18 protein-coding genes are annotated in these 19,863 nt (G+C 36.7%); 17 read left to right on the top strand and 1 reads right to left on the bottom strand.

What is annotated here, in order from left to right; all coding sequences use genetic code 11:
- The first annotated feature begins 346 nt into the window (after positions 1 to 346).
- Positions 347 to 2,107 (top strand): pyruvate kinase, encoded by a 1,761-nt coding sequence (gene pyk, locus NIZ91_18570; GenBank protein USY54710.1) that lies wholly within the window; start codon positions 347 to 349, stop codon positions 2,105 to 2,107.
- A gap of 74 nt (positions 2,108 to 2,181) precedes the next feature.
- The gene (gene fxsA / locus NIZ91_18565; GenBank protein USY54709.1) at positions 2,182 to 2,571 is read left to right on the top strand and encodes a membrane protein FxsA; all 390 of its coding nucleotides are present in this window, start codon (positions 2,182 to 2,184) and stop codon (positions 2,569 to 2,571) included.
- A 72-nt stretch (positions 2,572 to 2,643) separates the two neighbouring features.
- Here fxsA and ytvI read toward each other — a convergent pair whose 3' ends face one another.
- Positions 2,644 to 3,753: a sporulation integral membrane protein YtvI gene (gene ytvI / locus NIZ91_18560; protein ID USY54708.1), complete on the bottom strand. Its 1,110-nt coding sequence runs from the start codon at positions 3,751 to 3,753 to the stop codon at positions 2,644 to 2,646.
- A 138-nt stretch (positions 3,754 to 3,891) separates the two neighbouring features.
- Between ytvI and NIZ91_18555 the strand changes: the two genes are divergently transcribed.
- The 15 genes from NIZ91_18555 to nrdR all read left to right on the top strand — a co-directional run bounded on the left by NIZ91_18555 (position 3,892) and on the right by nrdR (position 19,800).
- On the top strand, positions 3,892 to 4,350 hold the full coding sequence (locus tag NIZ91_18555; protein USY54707.1) for a DUF441 domain-containing protein: 459 nt from the start codon (positions 3,892 to 3,894) through the stop codon (positions 4,348 to 4,350).
- A gap of 365 nt (positions 4,351 to 4,715) precedes the next feature.
- Entirely contained in the window at positions 4,716 to 5,834 is a 1,119-nt protein-coding gene (citZ, locus tag NIZ91_18550; GenBank protein ID USY54706.1) for a citrate synthase, read from the top strand.
- 91 nt (positions 5,835 to 5,925) lie between these two features.
- The gene (gene icd / locus NIZ91_18545; protein ID USY54705.1) at positions 5,926 to 7,212 is read left to right on the top strand and encodes an NADP-dependent isocitrate dehydrogenase; all 1,287 of its coding nucleotides are present in this window, start codon (positions 5,926 to 5,928) and stop codon (positions 7,210 to 7,212) included.
- Positions 7,213 to 7,243: 31 nt separating this feature from the next.
- Entirely contained in the window at positions 7,244 to 8,182 is a 939-nt protein-coding gene (mdh, locus tag NIZ91_18540) for a malate dehydrogenase (protein USY54704.1), read from the top strand.
- A gap of 171 nt (positions 8,183 to 8,353) precedes the next feature.
- Positions 8,354 to 8,830, top strand: a complete 477-nt coding sequence (locus NIZ91_18535) for an enoyl-CoA hydratase (protein ID USY54703.1) — start codon at positions 8,354 to 8,356, stop codon at positions 8,828 to 8,830.
- Positions 8,831 to 9,001: 171 nt separating this feature from the next.
- Positions 9,002 to 9,718 (top strand): response regulator transcription factor, encoded by a 717-nt coding sequence (locus tag NIZ91_18530; GenBank protein ID USY54702.1) that lies wholly within the window; start codon positions 9,002 to 9,004, stop codon positions 9,716 to 9,718.
- A complete protein-coding gene (locus NIZ91_18525) occupies positions 9,711 to 11,480 on the top strand; it encodes a cell wall metabolism sensor histidine kinase WalK (protein USY54701.1) in 1,770 nt (589 codons plus the stop codon). The genes NIZ91_18530 and NIZ91_18525 overlap by 8 nt, the downstream gene beginning before the upstream one ends.
- 352 nt (positions 11,481 to 11,832) lie before the next feature.
- Positions 11,833 to 14,457, top strand: coding sequence for a DNA polymerase I (gene polA / locus NIZ91_18520; protein ID USY54700.1), 2,625 nt, complete (start codon positions 11,833 to 11,835; stop codon positions 14,455 to 14,457).
- A 33-nt stretch (positions 14,458 to 14,490) separates the two neighbouring features.
- Positions 14,491 to 15,324, top strand: coding sequence for a DNA-formamidopyrimidine glycosylase (mutM, locus tag NIZ91_18515; protein ID USY54699.1), 834 nt, complete (start codon positions 14,491 to 14,493; stop codon positions 15,322 to 15,324).
- Between the two features lie 61 nt (positions 15,325 to 15,385).
- Positions 15,386 to 16,018 (top strand): sporulation membrane protein YtaF, encoded by a 633-nt coding sequence (gene ytaF, locus NIZ91_18510; protein ID USY54698.1) that lies wholly within the window; start codon positions 15,386 to 15,388, stop codon positions 16,016 to 16,018.
- Positions 16,019 to 16,039: 21 nt separating this feature from the next.
- Positions 16,040 to 16,636, top strand: a complete 597-nt coding sequence (coaE, locus tag NIZ91_18505) for a dephospho-CoA kinase (protein ID USY54697.1) — start codon at positions 16,040 to 16,042, stop codon at positions 16,634 to 16,636.
- A 154-nt stretch (positions 16,637 to 16,790) separates the two neighbouring features.
- A complete protein-coding gene (locus NIZ91_18500; GenBank protein ID USY54696.1) occupies positions 16,791 to 17,822 on the top strand; it encodes a glyceraldehyde-3-phosphate dehydrogenase in 1,032 nt (343 codons plus the stop codon).
- Positions 17,823 to 18,162: 340 nt separating this feature from the next.
- A complete protein-coding gene (gene speD / locus NIZ91_18495) occupies positions 18,163 to 18,543 on the top strand; it encodes an adenosylmethionine decarboxylase (protein USY54695.1) in 381 nt (126 codons plus the stop codon).
- A 172-nt stretch (positions 18,544 to 18,715) separates the two neighbouring features.
- The gene (locus NIZ91_18490; protein ID USY54694.1) at positions 18,716 to 19,099 is read left to right on the top strand and encodes a cytosolic protein; all 384 of its coding nucleotides are present in this window, start codon (positions 18,716 to 18,718) and stop codon (positions 19,097 to 19,099) included.
- 239 nt (positions 19,100 to 19,338) lie between these two features.
- Entirely contained in the window at positions 19,339 to 19,800 is a 462-nt protein-coding gene (gene nrdR / locus NIZ91_18485; protein ID USY54693.1) for a transcriptional regulator NrdR, read from the top strand.
- Positions 19,801 to 19,863 lie beyond the last annotated feature (63 nt).

The raw sequence follows: 19,863 nt of genomic DNA, 5'->3' as shown, positions 1-19,863 counted from the left end.
AACTCGCTTCTTTTATTGTAATGCCTAAAACCAATTTTATAGGCATGCTTGTCAAATAGACGGGAATAGTAAAATCATTAGATAAACCAAGTTAATTGTAATGAAAAATCAACTCGTTAAGCGTAAAAATTATGCTATGAGTATACAATACATCATGTGTTGTGATAGTCTATTTACTGCTTACATAATAGTTTTTTCTTTGGTTTCAGTGAGCATATCATTGCCTGACTAAACTACATATTGCTGTTAGAGTTTAAAGTGAAAAGTAATTAGGCCAGTGACTTTGAGTGCAAAGTTTGTATTAATTGAGAAGCTTGGTTATACCACTATATAGGAGGAAGATAGAATGCGTAAAACAAAAATTGTAGGTACTATTGGTCCAGCAAGTGAGAGTGTAGAAAAGTTAGTTGAACTATTTAACTCTGGTTTAAATGTTTGTCGTTTAAACTTTTCACATGGTGATTTCGAAGAGCACGGTGCACGTATTGTTAACATTCGTGAAGCAGCTCAAAAGACAGGAAAAACAATTGGAATCTTACTTGATACAAAAGGTCCTGAAATCCGTACAAATACAATGGAAAATGGTGCAATCGATTTAGAAGAAGGTTCTGAGATCATCGTGTCTATGAAAGAAGTAGTAGGGACAACTGAAAAATTCTCAGTTACGTATCCTGGTCTAGTCGACGATGTACACCCAGGTTCTAAAATTCTTTTAGATGATGGTTTAATTGGACTTGAAGTATTAGAAGTTAATAAAGCTGCTGGTGAAATCAAAACAAAAGTATTGAACCCAGGTACTTTGAAAAATAAAAAAGGTGTTAACGTACCAAACGTAAGTGTAAACTTACCAGGTATCACAGAAAAAGACGCAAACGACATTGTGTTTGGAATCGAGCAAGGTCTTGACTTCATTGCTGCCTCTTTCGTTCGTCGTGCGTCAGATGTATTAGAAATTCGTGAGCTATTAGAAAAACATAATGCTACACACATTCAAATCATTTCAAAAATTGAGAACCAAGAAGGTGTCGATAACATCGACGAAATTCTTGAGGTGTCTGATGGTTTAATGGTTGCTCGTGGTGACTTAGGAGTAGAAATTCCTGCTGAAGAAGTACCATTAGTACAAAAAGATTTAATCAGAAAATGTAATGAGCTTGGTAAACCTGTTATCACTGCAACACAAATGCTTGATTCTATGCAACGTAATCCACGTCCAACTCGTGCAGAGGCAAGTGACGTAGCGAACGCAATCTTTGATGGTACAGATGCAATTATGCTATCAGGTGAAACTGCTGCTGGTTCTTATCCAATTGAAGCTGTTCAAACAATGCATTCGATTGCATCACGTGCAGAACAAGCACTTAACTACCGTGAAATTCTACAACAACGTAGTAAGCAAGTTGGTACATCAATTACAGATTCAATTGGTCAATCTGTAGGGCATACTGCACTTAACCTAAATGCAAGTGCAATCGTTGCTCCAACTGAAAGTGGATATACGGCAAAAATCGTTTCAAAATATCGTCCGCAATCTCCAATCGTAGCGGTAGCAGCAAACGATTCAGTAGCTCGTCGCTTAGCTTTAGTATGGGGCGTTACACCAGTTGTAGGTGAGCGTTGCACAAATATTGATGACATGTTAGAGCATGCTGTAAACGACGCTGTGAAAACGGGTATTGTATCACATGGTGATCTAGTTGTTATTACAGCTGGTGTACCTGTTGGAGAATCTGGTGCTACAAACCTAATGAAAGTACAAGTTGTAGGAGATGTGCTAGCAAAGGGTCAAGGAATCGGACGTAAGTCAGCAGTTGGCCAAGTAGTTGTAGCGAAAAGCGCAGCTGAAGCAAATGAAAAGATGACAGAAGGTGCAATTTTAGTTACAAACAGTACAGACCGCGACATGATTAGTGCAGTTGAAAAAGCAAGTGCATTAATCACAGAAGAAGGTGGCTTAACAAGCCATGCAGCTGTTGTAGGACTAAGCTTAAGCATTCCTGTCATTGTAGGCGTAGAAGGCGCAACAGCAACGTTCCAAGATGGACAAGATATTACAGTGGATTCAGCTCGTGGCGTTGTATATAACGGGCATGCAAGCGTTCTGTAAGTCATAAATAATTTATAAAGGAGAAGGTTTTTTACCTTCTCTTTTTCTATAGTCAGATAGAAGGAGAGTTGACGGTGAAATTTCTCGTTCCAATTTTAATTATTATTCCTGCTATCGAAATTACGTTATTGCTAACAGTAAGTTCAAAAATTGGTATTTTACCAACGTTTTTCTTAATTTTAGCAACAGGAATATTAGGGGCTTATTTAGCAAAGAAGCAAGGTGTAAAGACCTTACAGAGAGCAAGTCAGCAAATGAATTCTGGACAAGTTCCTGGCGATGCAATTGTAGATGGACTTTGTATTTTAATTGGTGGACTTTTATTATTGACGCCAGGCTTCTTTACCGATACAACGGGTTTTTTATTACTTATTCCGACAACAAGAAAATTTATCAAGCCAACTGTTATGAAGCTGTTTCAACGACTATTTCAAAACCGTAGCCGTTTTACAATTATTCGTTAATAATGAAAATTATAGCGTTCATTAAAAAAGAGTGTGCTGTCAATGAGAGAACTGTTCTCATGAAGCACACTTTTATTTTGCCATAATAAAGTTTTTGATATCGTGAAATATGCCGGCTGAATAGAGCGTACGAATAATAACTAGTAAGATAGGCCCGACAATTAATCCAAGAAAACCAATTAATTTAAAGCCGACAAACAAAGCAACTAAAGTAGCTAAAGGGTCTAATCCAATACTAGATGATAGAATTTTCGGTTCCATAATTTGGCGTTGTACGATAACAACCAAGTATAAAACAGATAAACCAACAGCAAAGGAAATATTTCCAGTTGTAAACGCATAAATAATCCAAGGTACGAAAATGAGTCCAGTTCCTAAATAAGGTAATAAATCTACAAAGCCGATAAGTAAAGCGATGGTAATTGAATAATCGACTCGTAAAATGAGCAGACCAATAAGAACAATAATTGTTGTAATGGAAATAAGCGTGAGCTGAGCTTGGATAAATCCAAAGAGTGCTTTTTTTAGCTCTCCTACTACAGCTTCACTACTCTGTTTTACTTTTGGTGATAAAAAGCTTTTACTAAATGTAAGAAAACGATTCCAGTCTTTACTAATAAAGAAGGTAGCAAGTAAAGAAAAAATAACAACAGTTGCGATATTAGGGAGCCATCCGAGAAAAGTTGGAATGGCTTGTAAAAGTCGTTGTACAAAATCTCCTACATTTGTTGTAATACTACTGCCGACATTTTGAATATTTGTTAAAATAGTTTCTTGTTGATTATGGTTTAAACTGTTAAACATGGAAGCGATTTGGTTATAAAGAGGAATCAGTTTGCTGGCAATGAAATTTTCAATGTATACGATGACGGCTTCAAAATTATTTGGAACGACTTTTGCTAGATAGGTTGTACCAGCTATTATTTCAGTTACTAAGAGCGTAATTGAGCCTGCTAGAATGGAAAAAATAAGCATGATTGAAATGAGAACAGCAATGTAGCGTTTACACTTTAACTTACGCTCAAAAAAGTTTACGATTGGGTTCATGAAGAGTGCAATGATAAAGGCAATGATGAATGGATAAAGCAGCGTTGAAAGGTAATAAGCGACTAGAAACGTGACGGTTAAACCAGTCAATAAAATCACGGTGCGTAAAAAGCGAATCCAATAGATCTTAGGCAAGTAGTTAACAACCTCCTTTAAAAGTGGTTTTGTTAGTATTTTACAACTTTTATGAAAGAGTGAAAAGAAAAAAGTGAGGTTTTCACTAGAAAATAAAGTTCAAATAAGTATCAAAGTAATGAAAGGAAGGGGAAACAAATGTTTTCACAGCCAGTTATGTTTTTAGCTATTTTATTCGTTATAGGATTAATTGCAAAAAATCAGTCGTTAATCATAGCAGTAGGTTTCTTATTAGTTATTAAATTAATAGGTCTAGACGGTAAAGTATTCCCTTACTTACAGTCTAAAGGAATCAATCTAGGGGTAACCGTTATTACAGTTGCGGTATTAGTACCGATTGCAACAGGTGATATTGGTTTTAAACAATTGGGAGAAGCTATCAAATCCTCATATGCATGGGTTGCATTAGCTGCTGGAATCCTAGTGGCAATTATTGCTAAATATGGACTGACTTTATTGTCGGAAGATCCTCATATCACAACAGCTCTTGTATTTGGTACAATCCTAGCTGTGGCGCTATTCCAAGGAGTTGCAGTAGGACCTCTGATTGGTGCTGGAATTGCCTATTTATTTATTAAAATTACAGAGTTATTTTAGTAGAAATTTTTTTATAATAACAATTTTTTTAAAATTTATTTACTCTTTTCATTCACAAAAGTCAGATAATTGTTTATAATATAGTTTGAAGCCGCATCTCATTACATACAATTGTATGGTATAACGTATACGATAAAACAACTAAAAAAGCATACTAGATAGCATATTTTCTTTATGTTATTTAGCAATACGAAAATGTAAGCATTTTCTTTTTTTATCAGGGTCTTAAGAAAACCCTATGAGAAACGATGCGCTTCTATAGAAATGTCTTATGTGATGTGGAATTGAGCCAGCGCTCAATTAATTTATTTTCGTATGTACAATAGGGTGTATGGGGAAATCTTTTCTGTAAAGGAGATGGGAATATGACTGCGACTCGAGGTTTAGAGGGAGTTGTTGCGACAACTTCAGCGGTAAGCTCCATTATTGACGACACGCTAACTTATCGTGGTTACAATATTGATGATTTAGCAGACTATGCTACATTTGAAGAAGTAGTTTATTTGCTTTGGCATGGAAAATTACCAAATAAAGAAGAGTTATCTATTTTTTCTAGGTTACTAGCAGAGAATGCTAAATTACCTCATGAAGTATTAGATCATTTCAAAACATATCCAATCAAAGATGTTCATCCAATGGCAGCTTTAAGAACAGCCGTGTCACTAATTGGTCTGTACGATCCAGAAGCAGACCTAATGGATGAAGAAGCTAATTATCGTAAGGCAGTTCGCCTACAAGCCAAATTACCAACAATTGTAACAGCCTTTTCACGCATTCGAAAAGGAATGGATCCAATTGAACCGAACGAAAACTATAGCATTGCTGCTAACTTCTTGTACATGTTAACGGGTAATGAACCGACTGACATTGAAGTTGAAGCATTTAATAAAGCACTTGTCTTACACGCTGACCATGAACTAAATGCATCGACATTTACCGCTCGTGTCTGTGTAGCAACTCTTTCAGATATTTATTCTGGCATTACAGCAGCAATCGGAGCCTTAAAAGGTCCTCTTCATGGTGGTGCAAATGAAGCTGTTATGAAAATGCTATCTGATATTGAAACGGTAGAAAATGCAGAGCCTTATATTCGCAGTAAGTTAGCAAATAAAGAGAAGATTATGGGCTTTGGTCACCGTGTGTATCAGCAAGGAGATCCACGTGCTAAACATTTGAGGGAGATGTCTGAGAAGCTTACAAAACAAGCTGGAGACGCTACTCTTTATGAAATGTCTGTAAAGATTGAAGAAATTGTTACAAGTGAGAAGAAGCTGCCACCAAACGTAGACTTCTATTCTGCTTCTGTCTATCACAGCTTAGGAATTGATCATGATTTGTTTACACCAATCTTTGCGGTAAGCCGTGTATCAGGTTGGGTAGCGCATATTTTAGAACAGTATTCAAACAATCGATTAATTCGTCCACGTGCCGATTATATCGGTGAAGGAAAACAAGCGTATATCCCGATTGAGCAAAGAGATTAACTTTTATGTGAGAAAGTGCTCAGCGTGAGTTGAGCACTTTATAATAAGCTACTAAGCTAATAAGCTTTAAAACTTCAAGGGGGTTATTTTTATGACAAACGGACAAAAAATTACGGTAACAAACGGAGTGTTAAATGTACCTAACAACCCAGTAATTCCATATATCGAAGGAGACGGAATTGGTCCAGATATTTGGGCAGCAGCATCTCGTGTATTAGAAGCAGCTGTTGAAAAAGCATATGATGGCGAAAAAGAAATTGTTTGGAAAGAAGTATTAGCAGGGGAAAAAGCATTTAACGAAACTGGCGAGTGGTTACCAGCTGAAACATTAGATGTTATTCGTGAGTACATAATCGCGATTAAGGGACCATTAACAACGCCAGTAGGTGGTGGAATCCGTTCACTAAACGTTGCTTTACGTCAAGAGTTAGATCTATTTACTTGCTTACGTCCAGTGCGTTATTTCGAAGGTGTTCCATCACCAATTAAACGTCCAGAAGATACGGATATGGTTATCTTCCGTGAAAATACAGAAGATATCTATGCTGGTATTGAGTATGCAAAAGGTTCTGAAGAAGTTCAAAAGTTAATCAACTTCCTACAAACTGAAATGGGTGTTAACAAAATCCGCTTCCCTGAAACATCAGGTATTGGTATTAAACCAGTATCATCTGAGGGTACAGAGCGCTTAGTACGCGGAGCAATTAACTATGCAATCGAGCACGGTCGTAAGTCTGTAACCCTTGTTCATAAAGGGAACATCATGAAGTTCACTGAAGGTGCCTTCAAAAACTGGGGTTATGAACTAGCTGAAAAAGAATTCGGCGATAAAGTATTTACTTGGGCTCAATATGACCGCATCGTTGAAAAAGACGGAAAAGACGCTGCAAATAAAGCACAAGCAGAAGCAGAAGCTGCTGGAAAAATTATCGTAAAAGATTCAATTGCAGATATCTTCTTACAACAAATTTTAACACGCCCTCGTGAATTTGATGTAGTTGCAACAATGAACTTAAACGGTGATTACATTTCGGATGCTTTAGCTGCACAAGTAGGTGGAATTGGTATTGCACCAGGTGCCAACATTAACTATGAAACTGGACATGCAATCTTTGAAGCAACACATGGTACTGCTCCTAAGTATGCGGGTCTAGACAAAGTAAATCCTTCATCTGTATTATTATCAGGTGTGTTAATGCTAGAGCATTTAGGTTGGACTGAAGCAGCTACGCTTGTAATGGAATCAATGGAAAAAACAATTGCTTCTCAAGTAGTAACATATGATTTTGCTCGTTTAATGGATGGAGCAAAAGAAGTAAAATGCTCTGAATTTGCAGATGAGTTAATTAAAAACTTAGGAAATCAAGTAACAGTATAATAGTAAAAGAGAACGATTTGGGGGAATTAACATGTCAAACAAACGAAAAAAAGTCTCAGTTATTGGTGCTGGCTTTACAGGTGCAACAACTGCGTTTTTGATCGGACAAAAAGAGTTAGCTGACGTTGTATTGGTGGATATTCCACAGGCAGAAAACCCAGCTAAAGGTAAAGCGTTGGATATGTTAGAAGCAAGCCCAGTACAAGGTTTTGATGCTAATATTACAGGAACAGCCAACTATGAAGATACAGCTGATTCTGATGTTGTCATTATTACAGCTGGTATTGCACGTAAGCCTGGTATGAGTCGTGACGATTTAGTTACGACAAACCAAAAGGTAATGAAGTCTGTAACGCAAGAAATTGTTAAATACTCACCAAATTGTTATATTATTGTGTTAACAAACCCAGTTGATGCGATGACTTATACAGTATTTAAAGAATCTGGATTTCCAAAAAATCGTGTAATTGGTCAGTCTGGTGTACTAGATTCAGCTCGTTTCCGTACATTTGTCGCGCAGGAACTGAATGTCTCAGTTAAGGACGTTACTGGCTTTGTACTAGGGGGACACGGTGACGATATGGTTCCTCTTGTACGTTATTCATACGCAGGTGGAATTCCACTTCAAACGTTAATTCCACAAGACCGCTTAAATGCTATTGTGGAGCGTACGCGTAAAGGTGGCGGTGAGATTGTGAATCTTCTAGGAAATGGTAGTGCTTATTATGCACCTGCTGCAGCTCTATTGGAAATGACAGAAGCTATCCTAAAAGATCAGCGTCGTATTTTACCTACAATTGCGTATTTAGAAGGTGAATATGGTTATAGTGGTATCTACCTTGGCGTACCAACAGTTCTGGGGGCAAATGGTATTGAGCAAGTAATTGAGTTAGAGCTAACTGAACAAGAAAAAGCAGCTCTAGATCAATCTGCTGATTCAGTTAAAAACGTGATGAGCGTTCTTATCTAATAAGTAAGAAAGCACTGATTAAACAAAAGCATCATTTATAAAAGAAAAACAGGAAAATTCGAGGGAAACCTCGAATTTTTTTGTTGTAGAAGCTTCACTATCTTATACAAGAACTGTTCGTGTAATTCGTGGTTGTTTCTACAAGCTACAAATAGAAAGGATGAAGTAGCAATGGTGCTAGGGAAAAAACAAAAGATTGGAAGAACTATAAAACAAATTCAAGTTGGTGAAAAGCTTTCACTTACTGAACGCATAGAGGATAAAGATATTCTCTTATATCTAGGTCTAACCAATGACGCCAATCCCCTCTATATTCAGCATGATTATGCTGCACAAACAGTATTTAAAAAGCCAATTGTTCCAGCAATCATGATCAATGGAATGATGACAGCTGCTATCTCCAAATACCTGCCAGGTCCGGGAAGTCATGTTTTAAAGCAAACCGTCTCATTTCCTAAGCGTATTTACCACTACAGTACAGTTGAATTTTTATTTGAAGTAGTTGATAAAAATATGGAAGAAAAGACAATTACAATTGACGTACAAGCAACAGATGAAAACGAAGAAAGTGTTGTACAAGCTCAATTTATTGTATGTCCTCCTCAAGAGCTATCCATTGCGGAGACACATGAGTTTGAGAACTTTTAATGCGGTGACAAACAGGCCTCCTTTTCAATTAGGGGGCTTGTTTATTGGCATAATATTATGAAATGCCTTTGAGAACTTTAAAGAATCAGTGTATGATAATGACATACATATAGATAAAATAATGGATGAAGTGGCGTTTAAAATGAATTGATGGAGGCTTATGTTACGAACATGAATAAGAGATTATTAGTAGTAGACGATGAACAGTCAATCTCAACATTATTACAGTATAACCTGCAGCAAGCTGGTTTTGAGGTTAGCACAGCAATGGATGGAGAAGAAGGGTACAATAAAGCACTGGAAGAAAATCCAGATTTAATCGTGTTAGACTTAATGCTTCCCAAAATGGATGGAATTGAAGTGTGTAAAAAGCTTAGACAGCAGAAAGTTATGACGCCTATTTTAATGTTAACGGCTAAGGATGATGAGTTTGATAAAGTGTTAGGCTTAGAACTTGGAGCAGATGACTATATGACCAAACCTTTCAGTCCACGAGAGGTTGTTGCTCGGGTGAAGGCCATACTTCGTCGTTCGCAAATTAGTAATCAAGCGGATCAGGAAGAAGAAGATGGAGAAAGAATTTTTATTGGAGACTTAAAAATTCTTCCTGAGCATTACGAAGCTTATTTTCAACAAGAGCAGCTAGAATTAACGCCAAAAGAGTTTGAACTACTATTATATTTATCAAAACATAAAGGACGGGTGTTAACTCGTGATCAGTTGTTAAGTGCTGTTTGGAACTATGATTTTGCTGGTGATACACGCATCGTAGATGTCCATATTAGTCATTTGCGTGAAAAAATTGAAAGCAATACAAGAAAGCCTATTTATATTAAAACGATTCGTGGTTTAGGGTATAAGTTGGAGGAACCAAAGGTAGATGAATAAGTTCCGCTCGCGCTTACTTTTTGCACTGCTAACCTTAATTATTGTGGTACTGGTTTGTTTAGGCTTATTATTAGCTCAGCTCTTTAAAAACTTCTATTTTCAAACCTTTCAAGAACGTATGGAAAAAGAAGCTGAGCTTGTAGAACTTTTTATTGGTAAAGAAGGCCTGACAAATCCAACTCTGCAAGAAAATGTAGATTCAATTAGTGAGTCATTAAGTGTTCGAGCAACTGTTATTAATAATGATGGCACAATTCTTGTAGATTCAAACGCAAGTAGTGACAGTGGTTCTTTGGAAAACACTAGGATACTCCAAGAGGTAATAAAGAAGCAAAGCATGAATAAGGAAGCGTTCAGTCGTATTGAAGAAAACCATGATCTCTATTACTATGGCGTACCGCTTGTCATTGATGGTGAGAAAGAAGGTTTTGTTGTTTTAAGTACCTCTTTTGCATCGTTAAATCAAGTGAATCAACAAATATGGGGACTGTTAATTGGGAGTCTTGGCGTTGCGTTAATCGTCATTTTATTACTAGGAATAAAGATAATGAATCGCTATACGAGACCAATTGAATCTGCTACTCAGGTAGCCATGGAGTTAGCAAGAGGCAATTATAAAGCTCGTACCTATGAAGATTATATGGATGAAACAGGAATGTTAAGTCAGTCCATCAATGCTTTAGCTCGCAATTTACAAGAGTTAATTCGTAGTCAAGAGATGCAACAAGATCGCTTGCGGACGCTCATTGAAAATATGGGTAGCGGGATGATTTTAATTGATAGTCGCGGCTATATTAACCTAGTAAATCGAGCTTATAAAGAACAGTTCCAAATAAAGATGGATGATTTCTTATATCATCTTTATTATGAAGTGTTTGAACATAAAGAAGTGGTTTCTCTAGTAGAAGAGATTTTTATGACAGAAGTAAAAGTTCGCAAGCATGTTGTACTCTCTAGGAATATTGAGCGTCGTCACTATGATGTATATGGAGCACCAATTATTGGGTTAAATGATGAATGGAAAGGGATTGTTCTTGTCTTTCATGACATAACAGAACTTAAGAAACTAGAGCAAGTTCGTCGAGATTTTGTTGCTAACGTATCTCATGAGTTAAAAACACCTATCACATCAATTAAAGGGTTTAGTGAGACGCTTTTAGATGGAGCTATGGAGGAACCTGAGCTAAGAAAGCAATTTCTATCGATTATCATGAATGAAAGTCAACGGATGGAAACGTTAATACAAGATTTATTAGATTTATCAAAAGTGGAACAGCAAGGTTTTCAGTTAACCGTTCAAACTATTAATATTAATACGCTTCTTTACGAAATTGTTATGGTTCTTTCTAATCGAGCAAAAGAGCGAGAAGTTGATCTTCAAATCGAAACATTGGAAGAGGAATGTTTAATTGAAGGAGATATCCAGCGGTTAACCCAAGTTTTTATGAATTTAATTAGTAATGCACTGAATTATACGATGCCAAGCGGAAAAGTGCATATTCAAATTGAAGAGAAATTAGAAACGGTCCTTGTTCATATCACTGATACAGGGATTGGCATCGCTCAAGAAGAAATTCCTCGGATTTTTGAACGCTTTTACCGGGTGGATAAAGCAAGAAGTAGAAACTCCGGTGGTACAGGTCTTGGACTAGCTATTGTCAAGCATCTTGTAGAAGCACATAAAGGACACATTGACGTACAGAGTAAAGTAAATGAAGGGACAACCTTTTCTGTCACATTAAACAAATACTTAGAAAACTAAGCAAATGTTTACGCTCCTTTTACAAAGTGTTTAAGGAAGCTTAATATAAGCTTGTTATACTTTTCTATGGAAACCCCTTCATCCAAGGAGCCAATTTTGGAAGACGAAAGGAGTCTTCATACTTCTTTCGTCTATTTTTTTATGACATAAGACAAAGGCATTATTCTATAAAGGATAATGCCTTTTTTGTTTATACCATTTATAATTGAGGCGCATTCCTCGTTCAAATTATGTATGAAACTAGTTTCTGGTAAAAAACTAACTGTAATTAGATAGATTAGTTTTTGTTGTTAAGAGGGAACTTTTGATAAAATAGAATAAACGTTCTTTTTTTTGAAATGGAGGATTATTCATGTCCAAGAAATTAGTATTAATAGACGGCAATAGTATTGCATATCGTGCATTTTTTGCTCTGCCTTTACTGAATAATGATAAAGGTATACATACAAACGCCATTTACGGATTTACAACGATGTTAATGCGCATTTTAGAAGAGGAGAAACCAACACATCTTCTTGTTGCATTTGATGCTGGCAAAACAACGTTTCGTCATAAAACATTTACAGAGTATAAAGGTGGAAGACAAAAAACGCCGCCTGAGTTATCAGAGCAATTTCCATTTATTCGAGACTTGCTAGATGCTTACGGAATTAAGCGCTATGAGCTAGAGAATTACGAAGCCGATGACATTATCGGTACATTGGCAACACAAGCTGAAAAAGAGAACTTTGAAGTGAAAGTAATTTCAGGTGATAAAGATTTACTTCAGCTTGTTTCAGAACACATAACAGTCGGTATCACGCGAAAAGGCATTACAGATGTTGATGCCTATACTCCAGCTTTAATTGATGAGAAGTATGGAATTAAGGCTATGCAAATAATTGATATGAAGGGGCTTATGGGGGACTCTTCTGACAACATTCCGGGTGTTCCTGGAGTTGGAGAAAAGACGGCTCTGAAATTGTTAAAAGAGTTTGGTACAGTTGAAAACGTCTTGGAATCGATCGATCAAGTAAGTGGTAAAAAATTAAAAGAAAAGCTATCGGATAACAAAGAGCAGGCACTCATGAGCAAAGAGCTTGCTACAATCGACACAAACGCACCCATTGAAGTGAGCTTGGAAAGCGTTTTGTATGAAGGTGAAAATAGTGAAAAGCTTCTAGCATTATTTAAAGAGCTCGGCTTTAATTCCTTGTTAGATAAATTTGGTGGCGATTCAGAGGATAGCAATTCTTTTGAAGAGCTTGAACATAAGATAGTGCAAAGTGTAGACAAAAATATACTAACCAAAGACGCTGCGCTTGTTGTGGAAGGGTATGAAGAGAATTATCATCGTGATCAGCTGTTAGGCTTTGGTATTAGCAATGAAAACGGCCACTTTTTCATTGAAAAATCAGTAGCCTTAGAGTCTTCTGAATTTGTAAACTGGCTGCAGGATGCATCAATGAAAAAGACCGTATTTGATGGAAAAAGAATGGTTGTCGCGATGCGTTGGGAAGGCTATGAGATTAAAGGAATTGAACAAGATATCATGATTGCTTCCTATATCTTAAACCCTGCGGAAGCCAACGATGATTTAGCTACAATTGCTAAGTTAAAAGGCTATACGCAAGTAAACTCTGATGAAGCAGTATATGGAAAAGGTGCAAAGAAATCTGTACCTGAAGTAGATGAATTAGCAGAACATGTTGCTAGAAAAGCTGCAGCGCTTCGATTTTTAAAAGAAAAGCTGCTAACAGAGCTAAAAGAAAATGAGCAATATGACTTATATGAACAGCTTGAGATGCCCCTGTCATTTGTATTAGCTGACATGGAATATCAAGGAGTGAAAATTGACCACAACCGACTAGATGAGTTAGGGAAAACTATTCATGAGCGCTTGAAGGAATTAGAAGCTACTATTTATAGTTACGCTGGAGAAGAATTTAACATTAATTCAACGAAGCAGCTGGGAGTTATATTGTTTGAAAAGCTTGAGCTTCCCGTTATTAAAAAGACAAAAACGGGCTATTCTACTTCTGCAGATGTGTTGGAACAGTTGGCTAATAAGCATGAAATTATCCAAGAAATCTTAGAATACCGTCAGCTTGGTAAGCTTCAGTCTACATATGTGGAAGGGCTAAAGAAAGTCATTCATTCTGATGAAAAAGTTCATACGCGTTTTAATCAAACGTTAACGCAAACAGGACGGTTAAGTTCAGTTGATCCTAATTTGCAAAATATCCCTATCCGCTTGGAAGAAGGGAAAAAAATACGTTCAGCTTTTGTTCCTTCTCAGAAAGATTGGGTAATCTTTGCCGCCGATTATTCTCAAATCGAGCTGCGTGTCTTAGCACATATTGCAGCGGATGAAAAACTAATTGAGGCATTTACAGAAGATCTAGATGTTCATACGAAAACGGCTATGGATGTGTTCCACGTAGCAAAAGAAGATGTGACGTCGAATATGAGACGTCAAGCAAAAGCGGTTAACTTCGGGATAGTGTATGGCATTAGTGATTATGGGTTATCACAGAATCTCGGTATTACGCGAAAAGAAGCAGCAAAGTTTATTGAGCGCTACTTAGAAAGTTTTCCTGGAGTTCAAGAATATATGGCAGACATTATACGTCAAGCGAAAGAAACAGGCTATGTAACGACTTTATTGCACCGTCGTCGCTACCTACCTGAGATTACAAGCCGCAACTTCAATCTCAGAAGTTTTGCTGAGAGAACGGCTATGAACACACCTATTCAAGGAACAGCTGCTGATATTATCAAAAAAGCAATGCTCGAGATGGCTAAGCGATTAAAAGAAGAAAATTTAGAAACCAAGCTTCTTCTTCAAGTACATGATGAGCTTATCTTTGAAGCACCGAAACATGAAATTGAAATTCTTGAACGCATTGTTCCAGAAGTAATGGAAAGCGCACTGAAATTAGATGTACCTTTAAAGGTAGATTATTCATACGGTGCTACTTGGTTTGATGCTAAGTAAACAACAATGAACTAGCAAAGAGAGGTGGATAAGGTGCCGGAATTACCAGAGGTTGAAACGGTTCGCCGCACGCTCATTCATTTAGTAAAAGGAAAAACAATTGATGAAGTAAAAGTAACTTGGTCAAATATCATTAAGCGACCAGTTGATGTTGAACAGTTTTGTGACGCACTAAAGGGACAGACGATTCTAGATGTACACCGTCGAGGTAAATTTTTGAAAATTATCTTAGATGACTACGTATTGGTTTCTCATCTCCGAATGGAAGGGAAGTACGCTCTTGCTGAAAAGGATGAACCGATTGATAAGCATACGCATGTTATCTTTTTGTTTACCGATGGTACGCAGTTAAGGTACAAAGATGTACGGAAATTTGGGACTATGCATTTATTTCAGCCAGGAGAAGAAGAATCATCACTACCCCTAAGTATACTTGGTCCAGAGCCTTTTGAAGCGCTGTTTACAGCTGAAGTTCTAAAAAAACGAATCGGTCGAACGACCCGAAAAATTAAGGCGGTCTTATTAGATCAACAAGTGGTCGTTGGTCTTGGAAATATTTATGTGGATGAAGCACTGTTTCGAGCTCGTATACATCCTGAACGTGTAGCAAGCGAGCTCACCGATGAAGAGCTGGACCGTTTGCATAAAGAAATAGTAGCAACTCTACAGGAAGCGGTTGAAAAAGGCGGAAGCACCATTCGGTCCTACGTAAACACTCAAGGAGAGATGGGAATGTTTCAGCTTCAGCTTTATGTTTATGGGAAAAAAGACCAACCTTGTGCTATATGTGGCACCCCGATTAGAAAATATGTAGTAGCGGGAAGAGGTACGCATATTTGTCCAAGTTGCCAGAAGCTTGAAGAATAATAACAATGGATGGGCTCCTTTCATATACTTTAGATAGATGAAATGGAAGGAGCTCTTTAAGATGATTTCACTTTCTTTAATACTAGTAGCTTTTGCAGTAAGCCTAGATAGCTTCAGCGTAGGATTAACATACGGATTGAGAAAACTTAAAATTCCGTTTAAATCAATTTTAATCATTGCATGTTGTTCCGCGTTTACATTAACTCTTGCAATGTTTGTCGGTAAAATGATTACTCACTTATTTTCTCCGGCTGCGCTTGACACCATTGGTGGTATTATCTTTGTATTGTTGGGCATGTGGATTTTGTATCAATTTTTTCGTCCTGAAGATGAGGAAACAGCAAAGTTGGAAGAAAAGATTATTTTTAAAGTGGAAATAAAATCTATTGGGTTGGTTATTAACATTTTGAAAAAGCCGACGACAGCAGATTTAGATAAATCCGGCTCTATTACGGGAGTTGAAGCGTTAATTTTAGGTATTGCGTTATCGTTGGATGCATTTGGAGCTGGAATAGCAGCAGCTTTATTAGGCTATTCTCCAATTATATTGGCCATTGCCGTAGCAGCAATGAGTTTTATTTTTCTTACATTAGGAATTCAAATTGGAAAATGGTTTTCTAAATTAGCTTGGATGAGGATGTTTTCATTTGTACCAGGTGTTGTATTGATTTTAATGGGGATATTTAGATTATAAGAATTAAAAAGGGAGAACATTATGACGATTGTTGTTGGTTTAACGGGTGGAATTGCTAGTGGAAAAAGTACGGTTGCAGCCATATTCCGTGAAATGAGTATACCGGTTATTGATGCTGATCAAATTGCAAAAGAAGTCGTTCAGAACGGTAGAGCGGCTTATAGTAAAATTGTTGAGACGTTTGGAAAAGGCATTTTACAAGAAGATTTAGAAATTAATCGTGCTGCTCTTGGTCAGATTATCTTTCATAATGAACAGGAACGTCAAAAGCTAAATTCAATTGTACACCCGGAAGTTCGAAAGGAAATGTTAAAGCAAAAAGAGCAGCTGATTGCTGAGCAATATCAGCTAGTTGTGTTGGATATTCCGCTTTTGTTTGAAAGCAAATTAACGTATCTGGTAGACCAAGTTGTTGTTGTCCATGTAAATGAACTTGTGCAGCTTGAGCGACTACAGAAGCGGAATAACCTTTCTAAAGAAGATGCATTAGCAAGAATTAAGTCTCAGCTGCCTTTAACTGAAAAGGCAAAGATGGCAGATTTTATAGTTAATAATAATGGAAGTATAGCTGAAACAAAAGAACAAGTGATAAAACTTGTATCAAAATTAACAAATTGAGCTGGAGAGAAGTCATTCTTTCCAGCTTTTTTTAATATATGTAGAATAAGACAATAAAATAATGTGCAATAATTCTTCATTTTAAAATTATTTATGTTATACTATTTTGTATAAAAGGTTAAATAGTATAACATATTTGTTAGGGGGAACAGCCATGAAAGCACGAATTGCAATTAATGGTTTTGGGAGAATTGGAAGAATGGTTTTTCGAACAGCAATTGAAGAGGAGAAGTTAGATATTGTTGCAATTAATGCAAGCTATCCTGCAGAAACATTAGCACATTTAATTAAATATGACTCTATTCATGGTCCATTTAATGGAGAAGTTATTTGTGAAACAGATGCGTTGATTGTAAATGGTAAAAGAATTCAACTGCTTGACTCGCGAGACCCACTCTTATTACCGTGGAAACAGTTGCAAATTGATCTAGTGATTGAAGCAACTGGGAAATTTAACTCTAGAGAAAAAGCACAGTTACATATTGAGGCTGGTGCTCAAAAAGTTGTCTTAACAGCACCTGGTAAAGATGAAGATGTCACGATTGTAATGGGGGTAAATGAAAAGGTATTGGATGTGCATAAGCACCATATTATCTCAAATGCATCTTGTACGACAAACTGCCTAGCGCCTGTTGTGAAAGTATTAGACGAAGCTTTCACCATTGAGAACGGATTGATGACAACAGTTCACGCATATACGAATGATCAAAAAAATATTGATAATCCACATAAAGATTTGCGACGCGCGCGCGCATGCGGTCAGTCCATTATCCCTACAACAACTGGGGCTGCCAAAGCATTATCGCTGGTGCTTCCTCATCTCAGTGGGAAATTACATGGTATGGCGCTGCGGGTTCCAACGCCAAATGTCTCGCTTGTCGACCTTGTTGTCGATGTTAGGAAAGCGGTAACAAAAGAAGCGGTGAATGAAATGTTTATTCAATCGGCAGAGGGTCCCTTACAAGGCATATTGGCATTTACAACAGAACCATTAGTATCAATTGATTTCAATACAAACCCTCATTCAGCAATCATTGACGGCTTATCAACGATGGTCATGGATGAACATAAAATTAAAGTATTAGCGTGGTACGATAATGAATGGGGATACTCACAAAGAGTAGTCGATTTGGTGAAATATATTACAGCAGAAATGATTCAAAATTCAAAGCTAAAAGTTGGATAAAAAAGCGAGGCAATCATGCCTCGCTTTTTGTGTTTGAATTCATTGTTTGTTCTAATTAAGATAGGGAACTAATAAATGAGAGGTCTTAAGAAAGCGGTGGGGCAGAGAATAAATTGTGTTTAGCTACAGATTGTAAATTTAAATAAAATCACGTGTTGCAAAATAAGTCTAAACAAAGTATACTATGTTTCGTGAACTTCTTGTGTACCTTTCGGTTATGTATCTACTTAAAGGGTTAGGACCTCTCTGGACTAACTTTCCCCCGTGGTAGTTAACATGCTATATGGCGAAAGAATTTCATATTTAACGATTAAAAATTGTTAAAGGGGGAAATATCATTATGGAAACAATGGGTCGTCACGTTATCTCAGAATTATGGGGTTGTGATTTCGATAAGTTGAATGATATGGATTATATTGAAAAAACGTTTGTAGATGCAGCATTAAAGACTGGAGCGGAAGTTCGTGAGGTTGCTTTTCATAAGTTTGCACCTCAGGGTGTAAGTGGGGTTGTTATTATCTCAGAATCACACTTAACTATTCACAGCTTTCCAGAGCATGGATATGCAAGTATCGATGTATACACATGTGGAGACTTAGATCCAACAATCGCTGCTGACTATATTGCAGATGAACTAAATGCTCAAACACGTGAGACAATTGAAGTGCCACGTGGAATGGGTCCTGTACAAGTAAAGCAAACGAAAGCAAATGTACTTTAATAGTATAAAACAAAGCTAAGACAATTAGGGACTGCTCTATAAATTGGACTCGCCATTTATAGACAGTCCTTTTTAGATACAAAAATATCGTTTATCCATTATAATAAAGAAAGTAGCTAGTATATTTTTAATAGCTATAGCGATTATTTTGATAAAAAGGAGTCTATACAACATGGGGATTATTCAAAAAGTAAAGTCAGTTTTTTCGAATCATTCTGAAACTAGAGACCACCACGAGAATCCAAAGTTACAAACACATTACTATAAATCAACAGCCTCTCAAACATTTACTCAGGTGCAAAATTTATTGAAGAATATGAATGGAGTAGAGATTTTAGCTGCTTATGAAGAGCGTGGAGAGATTAGTTTAAACGTATCTAAGGGGCGAAAAGCATTTGTTGTTATTACGATTATTTCATTACGACCTTTTGAAACCGCTATCGATTTTTCGGTTACAACGGAATCAAAAGTGATGCCATTCGATTTTGGGTATAGTAAAGAATTAATCATCTTTTTTTATAAGCATTTTGATCAGCATTTGATTGCTATTAAGTAAGGGAAATAAAGTATATTGAATAAATAAAGCTGTATAACGCCTTTATCTATTGGAAAACAAATGTTTTAGGAAATAAAATTTCAGAATTCATTCTCCTTCACTTGTATTCAAGCTTTGTTTTCTATAATATGAAAAGAAAGTGAATTTTTATTTTAAATTTCTAACATACATAGGCAGTCAGTTCGTACAAGCTGCTTAGTTTATACAAATATAAAAGGTTATTTATTGGAGTTGAGAAGATGAAATGTCCTTCCTGTCAGTATAATGGAACGAGAGTGTTAGACTCACGGCCTGTTGAAGAAGGTCGTTCAATTCGCAGGCGACGTGAATGCGAAAATTGTCACTACCGTTATACAACATTTGAAAAAGTAGAAGAGCCACCTTTAATCGTAGTGAAAAAAGACGGAGCGCGTGAAGAATTTAGTAAAGAGAAGATTTTACGCGGTTTGATTAAGGCATGTGAAAAAAGACAAGTTAGCTTGAAACAACTTGAAGATACTGTACATGATATTGAATCTGAACTGCGTAGTCAAGGTGCATCAGAAGTTCAGTCGGACGTTGTTGGGGAAATGGTAATGGAAAGGCTAGCTGCTATTGATGAAGTATCGTATGTACGCTTTGCCTCTGTTTATCGTCAATTTAAAGACATTAATGTCTTTATTGATGAACTAAAAGAGTTAATTAAGAAAGAAAAACTATAAAAGAGCTATTAAAGAGATTTTTTAGCTCTTTTTTGCTATTTTAGAATTGGGTAGGTAATGATG

The sequence above is a fragment of the Bacillus sp. 1780r2a1 genome (assembly GCA_024134725.1).
In the GTDB taxonomy this organism is placed as follows: Bacteria; Bacillota; Bacilli; order Bacillales; family Bacillaceae_H; genus Priestia; species Priestia aryabhattai_A.
Note: the sequence above shows the minus strand (reverse complement) of the source record. Positions and strands in the feature narration are given on the sequence as shown.

Coding starts and splice junctions, on each gene's coding strand:
- pyk (USY54710.1), top strand. CDS start 347: ATGCGTAAAACAAAAATTGTAGGTACTATTGGTCCAGCAAGTGAGAGT.
- NIZ91_18555 (USY54707.1), top strand. CDS start 3,892: ATGTTTTCACAGCCAGTTATGTTTTTAGCTATTTTATTCGTTATAGGA.
- citZ (USY54706.1), top strand. CDS start 4,716: ATGACTGCGACTCGAGGTTTAGAGGGAGTTGTTGCGACAACTTCAGCG.
- icd (USY54705.1), top strand. CDS start 5,926: ATGACAAACGGACAAAAAATTACGGTAACAAACGGAGTGTTAAATGTA.
- mdh (USY54704.1), top strand. CDS start 7,244: ATGTCAAACAAACGAAAAAAAGTCTCAGTTATTGGTGCTGGCTTTACA.
- NIZ91_18535 (USY54703.1), top strand. CDS start 8,354: ATGGTGCTAGGGAAAAAACAAAAGATTGGAAGAACTATAAAACAAATT.
- NIZ91_18530 (USY54702.1), top strand. CDS start 9,002: ATGAATAAGAGATTATTAGTAGTAGACGATGAACAGTCAATCTCAACA.
- NIZ91_18525 (USY54701.1), top strand. CDS start 9,711: ATGAATAAGTTCCGCTCGCGCTTACTTTTTGCACTGCTAACCTTAATT.
- polA (USY54700.1), top strand. CDS start 11,833: ATGTCCAAGAAATTAGTATTAATAGACGGCAATAGTATTGCATATCGT.
- ytaF (USY54698.1), top strand. CDS start 15,386: ATGATTTCACTTTCTTTAATACTAGTAGCTTTTGCAGTAAGCCTAGAT.
- coaE (USY54697.1), top strand. CDS start 16,040: ATGACGATTGTTGTTGGTTTAACGGGTGGAATTGCTAGTGGAAAAAGT.
- NIZ91_18500 (USY54696.1), top strand. CDS start 16,791: ATGAAAGCACGAATTGCAATTAATGGTTTTGGGAGAATTGGAAGAATG.
- speD (USY54695.1), top strand. CDS start 18,163: ATGGAAACAATGGGTCGTCACGTTATCTCAGAATTATGGGGTTGTGAT.
- NIZ91_18490 (USY54694.1), top strand. CDS start 18,716: ATGGGGATTATTCAAAAAGTAAAGTCAGTTTTTTCGAATCATTCTGAA.
- nrdR (USY54693.1), top strand. CDS start 19,339: ATGAAATGTCCTTCCTGTCAGTATAATGGAACGAGAGTGTTAGACTCA.